Here is a 9,348-nt window from a genome sequence, read left to right on the forward strand (position 1 = left end):
GGGTGCGCGGTGCGTCCGCGCTCTTGGGTTCGGCGCGCTTGGCGTCGGGCGAGTCTTGGGTTTCGATATCGGACACGGGCAAACCTCGTGGGGCGCCGTTGAGGAAACAGGAGGGAGGACGAGCGTCGCGCGATGCGCGCGGGAGGGGCGAAGCGGACCGCCCCTTTCGGTCGTTAGGCGAATCTAGCACCCGTCGCGCGGCGCCGTAAAGCGCGCGCGGCGGGCGGGCGCATCAGAGCGCCTTGTCGATCATCTGGCTGAGCTGGCCCTTGCTGACGGCGCCGATCTGGGTCGCCTCGACCTTGCCGTGCTTGAAGACCATCAGGGTCGGGATGCCGCGCACGCCGTAGGTGCGGGGGGTCTTCTGGTTCTCGTCGATATTGAGCTTGACGATGCGCAGCTTGCCTTCGTACTGCCTGGCCAGCTCGTCGAGCATCGGCGCGATGGCCTTGCACGGGCCGCACCATTCGGCCCAGAAATCGAGCAGGACGGGGATGTCGGACTCGAGTACGTCCTTCTGGAAGGCATCGTCGTTGACGTGGGTGATCAGGTCGCTCACCAGGGTCTCCATGGTTGCGTGGAAGGGGGTTTGGGACCGCGCGGCCGGCATCGGCTACACTGGGACGCCCATGTTGCGCGGGTTCTGACCGGAAGACTGCGGGGTTGCCGTTGCGGCAGGCCTCCATTCCAGCGTAACTCGGGTCGCGATTCAAGCGATTCAAGGGTGGCGACGGAGGGTTCCGTTGTCATAGGCGAGAGGGCTTCAGAACGTCAGCCCGTTCGCCTATGCCAGCGGAACCGTCGGTCCCAGCCTCCACCCGCGGAGATGAGCGGCAGTGCGCGCGCAGGACCGGTCCCAAACGATCGGCAGGACGCACGCGCGGTTGGCCCGCCCCGCAACCCTCAACCGTTCCGCGCCTGCCTGGCGGCGGAGCCGGGCCCGCCTCGTCGCCGCCCGCATCCCATCCCAGTGACCCATGTCCGAAACCGTACTGACCGATACCTTCTTCACCAATTTCGACCTCCACCCGCTGCTGCAGCAAGGCCTCGCCGACGCCGGCTTTACCCGCTGCACGCCGATCCAGGCGCTGACGCTGCCGGTGGCGCTGACCGGTCGCGACGTCGCCGGCCAGGCGCAGACCGGCACCGGCAAGACCTGCGCGTTCCTCGTGTCGCTGATGAACCGCCTGCTGACGCAGCCGGCGGTAGCCGAGCGCAAGGATTCGGACCCGCGTGCGCTGATCATCGCGCCGACCCGCGAGCTGGCCATCCAGATCGACAAGGACGCCCGCAACATCGGCCGCCACACCGGCCTCAAGACCGCGCTGATCTACGGCGGCGTCGACTACGACAAGCAGCGCCAGCAGCTCAAGGACGGCTGCGACATCATCATCGCCACGCCCGGCCGCCTGCTCGACTACTACAAGCAGCAGGTGTTCGGGTTCAACGGCGTGGAGATCATGGTGGTCGACGAGGCCGACCGCATGTTCGACCTGGGCTTCATCAAGGACGTGCGCTTCATCTTCCGCCGCCTGCCGGCGCGCGAGCAGCGCCAGGTGCTGCTGTACTCGGCCACGCTCAGCCACCGCGTGCTGGAGCTGGCCTACGAGCACATGCACGAGGCCGAGAAGCTGGTGGTGGAGACCGACAACGTCACCGCCGACAGGGTGCGCCAGGTCGTCTACTTCCCGGCCAAGGAAGAGAAGATGCCGCTGCTGCTCAACCTGCTCGAGCGCGAGAACCCCAGCCGCAGCATCATCTTCGTCAACACCAAGGCCGCCGCCGAGCGCATCACCGAGCGGGTCAAGCGCCAGGGCTACCGCGTCGGCGCGCTGTCCGGCGACGTGCCGCAGCTGAAGCGGCAGAAGCTGCTGCAGCGGTTCCAGGACGGCCAGCTGGACATGCTGGTGTGCACCGACGTCGCCGCGCGCGGCCTGCACATCCCGGCGGTCAGCCACGTCTTCAACTACGACCTGCCGCAGGACGCCGAGGACTACGTGCATCGCATCGGCCGCACCGCGCGCCTGGGCGCCGAGGGCGACGCGGTCAGCTTCGCCTGCGACCTTTATGCGATGAGCCTGCCGGAGATCGAAGCCTACATCGGACAGAAGATCCCGGTGGCGACGGTCGAGCCGGACATGCTGATCATGCCCAAGCCGCGGGAGATCGATCCGCAGTTTGCTGCGGATGCGGCGGCCGACAGCGCGCAGTTCGGCGACAAGGTCGAACCGCGCGGGGACGAGCGCAAGGGGTCACACAGCCGCTCGCGCCAGGGCGGACGCAGTGGCGAGCGAGGGCCGCGCGAGGGGCGTCCGCCGCGCGAACCTCGTGCGCCGCGTCCGACGATCGAGGATGCCGCAATGGTGGAAGGCACCTCGACCGCCGCCGCCGTGATATCGGTCGCCCCGGCCGGCGGGCCGGCCATGGAGGGTGAAGGTCCACGCAAGCGCCGTCGGCGTCGCGGTGGCCGTGGCCGCCGCCGCGAGGGAGGCGAGAACGCCGCGCCGCAGGCGCAGGCATCGTCCGAAAACCGTCCGCCGCACGGTGGCGAGCGCAAGCCGCCGCGCGAGCGTGCTGCCGGCCCGTCGAGGCCGTCGCGGCAGGTGGCGGTGCAGTCGGGCGTGGGCGAGCCGGCGGCCGAAAAGCCCGGCTTCTTCCGCCGCCTGACGCGGCTGTTCACCGGGCGCTGAGCCAACGGATCCTTCTCCTCTGCGAGGGAGAAGGTGTCCGAAGGGCGGATGAGGGGCGGGGATCGCGGCGGCCCCACGAAGGCCGCGCTTGATGTGGCCCTCTCGCAAGAGCCGCCCTTGTCCCATCCTCCCCGGTGGTGAGGGAAGCCAGCCCGCAAAGGTCCGGCCATCCCGGATCCTTGGCCCCTGGTGCGGGACACGGACCCACACGCGGTGCTCCGCTTCGACCCGGTGAGCACGCGCGACGAGGGCGGCCACGAGGCACTCTCGCAACTGTCCTTCGAGGTGGCGGCCGGCGAGATGGCCTTCGTCACCGGCCATTCCGGCGCCGGCAAGAGCACCCTGCTCAAGCTGATCGCGCTGATCGAACGGCCCTCGCACGGGCAGATCGTGGTGGACGGGCAAGCCCTCGCCAAGGTCGGCCGCGGCGGCATTCCGAAACTGCGACGCCGGCTCGGCATGGTGTTCCAGGACCATCGCCTGCTGATGGATCGCACCGTCTTCGCCAACGTCGAACTGCCGCTGCTGATCGGCGGGGTCGCACCGGCCGAGCGCGGCCGGCGCGTGCGCGCGGCACTGGAAAAGGTCGGCCTGCTTTCCTACGAGCGCCAGCTGCCCGACTCGCTCTCCACCGGCGAACAGCAGCGCGTGGGCATCGCGCGTGCCATCGTGGCGCGTCCGGCCGTGTTGATCGCCGACGAGCCGACCGGCAACCTCGATCCGCAGTTGGCGGTGGAGATCATGGGGCTGTTCGCCGAATTCCAGGAACTGGGCACCACGGTGCTGGTGGCCAGCCACGACCTGCCGCTGATCAAGCGCATGCACAAGCGCGTGGTGGTGCTCGACCACGGCCGGCTGGTCGCCGACATCGCGGCGGAGGAAGTGCTGTGAGCGCGCCGGCCGTCACCGAGAAAGCCGTCCCGCGCAGCGAGCGCAGCCAGGCGCGACGCTTCGCCGGATGGCGCGAGCACCACGGCTGGAGCGCCGCGGCGAGCCTGCGCCGGCTCGGCGCGCGTCCGCTCGGCACGCTGATGACCGTCGCCGTATTGGGCCTGGCACTGGCCCTGCCGCTGGCGTTCTACCTGTTGCTGGCGAACGTGCAGTCGATGGGCAACGCCCTGGGCCGCAACCCGGCCATCAGCGTGTTCCTCAAGGCCGACCAGGCCGGCGCGCAGGCCAGGCTGCTCGCCGGTGAACTGGGCCAGCGCGCCGAGGTCGCCGCGGTGACGGTCAAGACGCCGCAGCAGGGCCTGGACGAACTGGCCGCGCTGCAAGGCTTCTCCGGCGCCGTGCATGCGCTGGACGACGCCAACCCGCTGCCATGGGTGCTGGTGGTGCAGCCCAGGGCCGGACTCGATGCGGCGGCGGTCGACGCGCTGGCGGCGTCGCTGCGCGGCGAGCAGGCGGTCGACCTGGTGCAGGACAGCAGCCAGTGGCGGCAGCGGCTCGATGCGCTGCTGGGCGTGGGCCATCGCGTGGTGCTGGTGCTCGCCGGGCTGCTCGCGCTGGCGGCGTTGCTGGTGGTCGGCAACACCATTCGTACCGACATCGCCAGCCGCAGCGAGGAAATCGGCGTGCTGTTGCTGGTCGGCGCGAGCCGCGCCTTCGTGCGGCGGCCTTATCTCTATGCCGGTGTCTGGTATGGGCTGTTCGGCGGCGCGCTGGCCTCGTTGCTGGCGCTGGCGATCGAGCTGGCGCTGGCCGGCCCGGCGGCCGAGCTCGATCGTGCCTACGGCGGTTCGCTCATGCTGGGTGCGCTGCCCTGGTGGTTGCTGTTGGGCGCGCCGCTGGCGGCGGCCGCCCTCGGCTGGATCGGTGCGCGGCTGGTCAGCGCCTGGCAGCTGTACCAGGCGGACTGACCACACGCTCGGATGCCTGCGCGGGTGACCGCTTTCGCAGCCATCGTCGGGCGCGATGATGCAAGATAGCCCCGGCGTGCGCGCGGGGCGCACGGTGAGGTGTTCGATGTGGATGGGTGGGGCATGAGTGCAGGCATCGGCAGCCGCAGCGCCGGTACCGCTCCGCGGGTGCTGGTGGTCGACGGCTCCAAGGTGGTACGGCAATTGATCACGCGCGTGCTCAAGGCCGAACTGCCGGAGGCCGAGCTGGTCGGTTGCGGCAGCGGCGCCGAAGCGCGCGAGCTGATCGAGCAGGGTCCGTTCGACTTCATCACCATCGCGCTGCGCCTGCCCGACATGGATGGCCTGGAACTGGCCCGCCACGTGCGCGAATCGGCGCAGGCCTACGTGCCGATCGTGGTGGTTTCCGGCGACGTCGACACCCGCCTGCACAAGCGCACCCTGGGCGAACACGTCACCGATTACTTCGACAAGTCGCTGGGCTTCCAGGCGCTGGCCGACTTCATCCGCGGCTACGTGCGGCCGGAGGACACCGCCGAGGGAACGGTGCTGTACGTGGAGGACAGCCGCGTGGTCGCGCTGGCTACCCGCCGCATGCTGGAAAAGATCGGCCTGACCGTGCGCCACGTGGTCAGCGTGGAGGATGCGCTGGCCATGCTGGAGACCGATCGCGCGCAAGGCAACATCGGCGCCGACGTGGTGCTCACCGACGTCAGCCTGAAGGGCGAACTCACCGGTGGCGACCTGCTCGAGCGCATCCGCACGCAGTTCGGCTACGGCAAGGGGCAACTGCCCGTGCTGGTGATGACCGGCGACGAGAACCCGGCCAACCAGGCCGCCCTGCTCAAGGCCGGCGCCAACGACCTGGTGGAGAAGCCGGTGGAGGAAAAGCTGCTGGTGACCAAGCTCTTGTTCCAGCTGCGCGTGGCGCGCCACCTGCGCACACGGGGTGCCGAAGCGTGACCGGCGCCGTCGCCGATGCCGAGCGCATCCGCCTGGAGCCTTCGTGGAAAGCCCGCCTGGGCGACTACCTGGAACGCCCGGACATGCGCGCGCTGGCCGGCTTCCTACGTGCCGAGAAGCGCGCCGGCAAGGTGCTCTACCCGCCGGGGCCGGAGATCTTCAATGCCTTCGCGCACACGCCCTTCGACCAGGTGCGCGTGGTGATCCTGGGCCAGGACCCGTACCACGGTCCCGGCCAGGCGCATGGACTGTGTTTCTCGGTCCGCCCGGGCGTGCCGGTGCCGCCCTCGCTCAACAACATCTTTGCCGAGATCGAGCGCGACCTCGGCGTCCCGCGCCCGGACCACGGTTGCCTCACGCCCTGGGCCGACCGGGGCGTCTTGCTGCTCAACAGCGTGATGACGGTCGAGCAGGGCCGCGCCGGCGCGCACCAGAACAAGGGCTGGGAGGGTTTCACCGATGCTGCCATCGAGGCGCTCCAGCGCGAGCGGGAGGGGCTGGTGTTCCTGCTGTGGGGCAGCTACGCGCAGCGCAAGGGCAAGCTGGTCGACCCACGCCGGCACCTGGTGCTGAGCTCGGTGCATCCCTCGCCGCTGTCGGCGCACCGGGGCTTCATCGGCAACGGCCATTTCTCCGCGGCCAACCGCTACCTGGAAAGTCGCGGCCAGTCGCCGATCGACTGGTCGCTGCCGCCGCGGTCCGCACTGCCCGCGCATCCCTGAGCGCACGCCGGGCGCCAGCACGGATGAGGTTGGCGGCCTTCGCCGCCGACACACCGCGGCGTCCGCTTATGCATGGGCGTGCGCACTTCCGACGGTGACGCGCCAGGCGGTCGGCGATGCTAGCCACGCTCGGAAGCATGCCCATCCGCCTCGACGGCAGACTGCAGAATAGCGAGGAGCCTGATTCCGGTTCCTCCCCGCCCCAGGCACTACCGCCATCCGGCCAAGGTCCCTTCCCATCCCACGGTCCAGCCGCTTCGCCGAGCGGCGCGGGCACGGTCCCCGTCGTCGCTTCACCGCCGCTGGACAGCCCGCATGAACACTGGCCGCATGCCGGTCGGCGGGGCTGGCAACCCCTCTCATATTGCTGTACGATTCGGTACATTAAATCTCGCGGCCAGAACTTTCTGGCTCTTTAGCACTCTCAGTGCGGGAGTGCTAAGCTGCGATCCATCTACCGGAGGTTTCTCATGTCCCAAGCCCTGGTGACCGCCAACCTGCCGATCCCCAGCGTCGTCGGCAGCCTGGATGCCTACATCTCCGCCGTGCACCGCATTCCGGTGCTCAGCCACGACGAGGAGCAGGCGCTGTCGCGCCGCTTCAACGACGACAACGACCTCAATTCGGCCAAGAAGCTGGTGATGTCGCACCTGCGCTTCGTGGTGCACGTGGCGCGCGGCTACTCGGGCTACGGCCTGCAGCTGGGCGACCTGATCCAGGAAGGCAACATCGGCCTGATGAAGGCGGTCAAGCGTTTCGACCCGGACCAGGGCGTGCGCCTGGTCAGCTTCGCGGTGCACTGGATCCGCGCCGAGATGCACGAGTTCATCCTGCGCAACTGGCGCATCGTCAAGGTCGCCACCACCAAGGCCCAGCGCAAGCTGTTCTTCAACCTGCGCAAGAGCAAGAAGCGCCTGGGCTGGATGAACGCCGAGGAAGTGCGCATGGTGGCCAAGGACCTGGGCGTGCCGGAGGCGACCGTGCGCGAGATGGAGTCGCGCCTGTCCGGCCGTGACATCGGTTTCGAGGCGCCCGCCGACGCGGACGATGACGCCAAGCCCGCACCGGAAGCCTTTCTCGTCGACGACGGCGCCGACCCGTACGACAACGTGTCCGACGCCGACCAGGCCGGCAACCAGATGGAGACGCTCTCCACCGCGCTGGCCAAGCTCGACGACCGCTCGCGCGACATCATCCAGCGCCGTTGGCTCAACGAGGACCAGGCGACCCTGCAGGACCTGGCCGACGAGTACGGCGTTTCGGCCGAACGCATCCGCCAGGTCGAGGCCAATGCCATGAAGAAGATGCGCGCGCTGTTCTGAGGGTTCTGAAGGCGTATTCGCTGCGAAGACGACAAAGCGGCCCTCGGGGCCGCTTTTGCTTTTGGCTATTGCCGCCCGGCCGGTCCGGCAGCTCCCGCTCCTCCGGCGCGACCGGAGGAGCAAAAGCGCACATGCAGCGGCCGCTCAGAGCCGCTCGGCCAGCAGCTTCTCCAACTGCCGCTGGTCCGCGGCGAACTTGCGGATGCCCTCGGCCAGCTTGTCGCTGGCCATCGCGTCCTCGTTCATGCCCCAGCGGAAGCGCGCCTCGTCCATGGCCGGCGGGCGTTCGGTACGCGTGCCGTCGTCGGCGAGGCGGCGCGGCAGGTCCTCGTTCGAGCCTTCCAGCTCCTTCAGCAGGTCGGGGCTGATGGTGAGCCGGTCGCAGCCGGCCAGGGCCTGGATCTGGCCCACGTTGCGGAAGCTCGCGCCCATCACCACGGTCTTGTAGCCGTGGGTCTTGTAGTACTGGTAGATGCGCCGCACCGACTGCACGCCCGGGTCCTCGTCCGGCGCGTACTGCTTGACGCCCGTATTGGCGACGTACCAGTCCATGATGCGGCCGACGAACGGCGAAATCAGGAACACGCCCGCCTCGGCGCCGGCGATGGCCTGCTCCAGGGCGAACAGCAGGGTCAGGTTGCACGGGATGCCGCGGCGCTCCAGTTCGCGCGCCGCACGGATGCCTTCCCAGGTGGAGGCGACCTTGATGAGGATGCGGTCGCGGCTGATGCCTTCGTCCTCGTACAGGCCGACCAGCCGCTCGGCCTTGGCGATGGTGGCGTCGGCATCGAAGGACAGGCGCGCGTCCACCTCGGTGGAGATGCGCCCGGGAATCAGCTCGAGGATCTTGCGTCCGACCGCCACCGCCAGGTGGTCACCGGCGTCCACCAGCTGCTGCTCGCGCTCGTTGCCCTGCTGCCTGGCCCAGGCCAGCGACTCTTCCAGCAGCGACGCATAGGCCGGCTGCGTGCAGACCTTGAGCAGCAGCGATGGATTGGTGGTCGTATCGACGGGCTTGTCGCGGGCGATCGCGTCGATGTCGCCGGTGTCGGCGACCACGGTGGTGTACTGGCGCAGTTGTTCGAGTTGGGAAGGCACGGTGGGATCCGGAAGCTGGGTGAACGTCAGGAGGAGGGCTCTTGGGTGGAGGAAACCGTATCGGTGCCGGTGACGATGCGCGCGTGGCGCTGGTAGGTCCAGTAGGCCCAGGCCCAGTCCAGCAGCACCACCAGCCGGTTGCGGAAGCCGATCAGGAAATAGATGTGGGCGACCAGCCACACCCACCACGCCGGCGGGCCGGACAGCCGCAGCCGCCCGAATTGTGCCACCGCGGCCATGCGGCCGATGGTGGCGAGCGCGCCCTGGTCGCGGTAGTGGAACGGAGCGGGCGTCGAATCGGCGTCGATGCGCGCGCGGATGCGGTCGGCGGCATGGCGCCCCATCTGCTTGGCGGCGGGCGCGACGCCCGGCACCAGCGTGCCGTCGGCGCGCTCGACGCAGGCCAGGTCGCCGATCACGAAGACTTCCGGGTGCGCCGGCAGGCTCAGGTCGTCCGCCACGCGCACGCGTCCGGCGCGGTCCACCGATGCGTCCAGCCGCCGCCCCAGCGGCGAGGCAGCGACCCCGGCGGCCCACAGCACGGTGCGCGCGGCCAGCAGTTCCCCGCCCAGGCGCACGCCTTGGCCGTCGATGGCGGTCACGGCAGCGCCGGTGCGCACCTCCACGCCCAGTCGCTCGAGCTGTTGGTGCGCCTTGGCCGACAGGGTCGGGTCGAAGGCCGGCAGCAGCCGTG

9 protein-coding genes are annotated in these 9,348 nt (G+C 69.5%); 6 read left to right on the forward strand and 3 right to left on the reverse strand.

Annotated features, from left to right (window positions below):
* Positions 1 to 232: 232 nt before the first annotated feature.
* Positions 233 to 562, reverse strand: a complete 330-nt coding sequence (gene trxA / locus HOQ08_RS03235; RefSeq protein ID WP_343203811.1) for a thioredoxin TrxA — start codon at positions 560 to 562, stop codon at positions 233 to 235.
* Between the two features lie 415 nt (positions 563 to 977).
* Here trxA and HOQ08_RS03240 point away from each other — a divergent pair, with 415 nt between their 5' ends.
* The 6 genes from HOQ08_RS03240 to rpoH all read left to right on the forward strand — a co-directional run bounded on the left by HOQ08_RS03240 (position 978) and on the right by rpoH (position 7,556).
* Positions 978 to 2,690: a DEAD/DEAH box helicase gene (locus HOQ08_RS03240; RefSeq protein WP_291191549.1), complete on the forward strand. Its 1,713-nt coding sequence runs from the start codon at positions 978 to 980 to the stop codon at positions 2,688 to 2,690.
* Positions 2,691 to 2,903: 213 nt separating this feature from the next.
* Positions 2,904 to 3,581 (forward strand): ATP-binding cassette domain-containing protein, encoded by a 678-nt coding sequence (locus HOQ08_RS03245; protein WP_291191552.1) that lies wholly within the window; start codon positions 2,904 to 2,906, stop codon positions 3,579 to 3,581.
* On the forward strand, positions 3,578 to 4,549 hold the full coding sequence (gene ftsX / locus HOQ08_RS03250) for a permease-like cell division protein FtsX (RefSeq protein WP_291191555.1): 972 nt from the start codon (positions 3,578 to 3,580) through the stop codon (positions 4,547 to 4,549). The genes HOQ08_RS03245 and ftsX overlap by 4 nt, the downstream gene beginning before the upstream one ends.
* 123 nt (positions 4,550 to 4,672) lie before the next feature.
* The gene (locus HOQ08_RS03255; protein ID WP_291191558.1) at positions 4,673 to 5,512 is read left to right on the forward strand and encodes a response regulator; all 840 of its coding nucleotides are present in this window, start codon (positions 4,673 to 4,675) and stop codon (positions 5,510 to 5,512) included.
* On the forward strand, positions 5,509 to 6,234 hold the full coding sequence (gene ung, locus HOQ08_RS03260; protein WP_291191562.1) for a uracil-DNA glycosylase: 726 nt from the start codon (positions 5,509 to 5,511) through the stop codon (positions 6,232 to 6,234). Before HOQ08_RS03255 ends, ung begins: the two co-directional genes overlap by 4 nt.
* Before the next feature lie 470 nt (positions 6,235 to 6,704).
* Complete coding sequence (rpoH, locus tag HOQ08_RS03265) at positions 6,705 to 7,556, forward strand: RNA polymerase sigma factor RpoH (RefSeq protein WP_291191564.1); 852 nt, start codon at positions 6,705 to 6,707, stop codon at positions 7,554 to 7,556.
* A 144-nt stretch (positions 7,557 to 7,700) separates the two neighbouring features.
* Here the strand turns inward: rpoH and tal are convergent, their stop codons facing one another.
* Complete coding sequence (tal, locus tag HOQ08_RS03270; RefSeq protein ID WP_291191567.1) at positions 7,701 to 8,654, reverse strand: transaldolase; 954 nt, start codon at positions 8,652 to 8,654, stop codon at positions 7,701 to 7,703.
* 26 nt (positions 8,655 to 8,680) lie between these two features.
* A partial coding sequence (locus tag HOQ08_RS03275; protein ID WP_291191570.1) for an FAD-dependent oxidoreductase occupies positions 8,681 to 9,348 on the reverse strand: 668 nt, incomplete at its 5' end.

The organism is Frateuria sp., assembly GCF_013362045.1.
Lineage (GTDB): Bacteria > Pseudomonadota > Gammaproteobacteria > Xanthomonadales > Rhodanobacteraceae > Frateuria_A.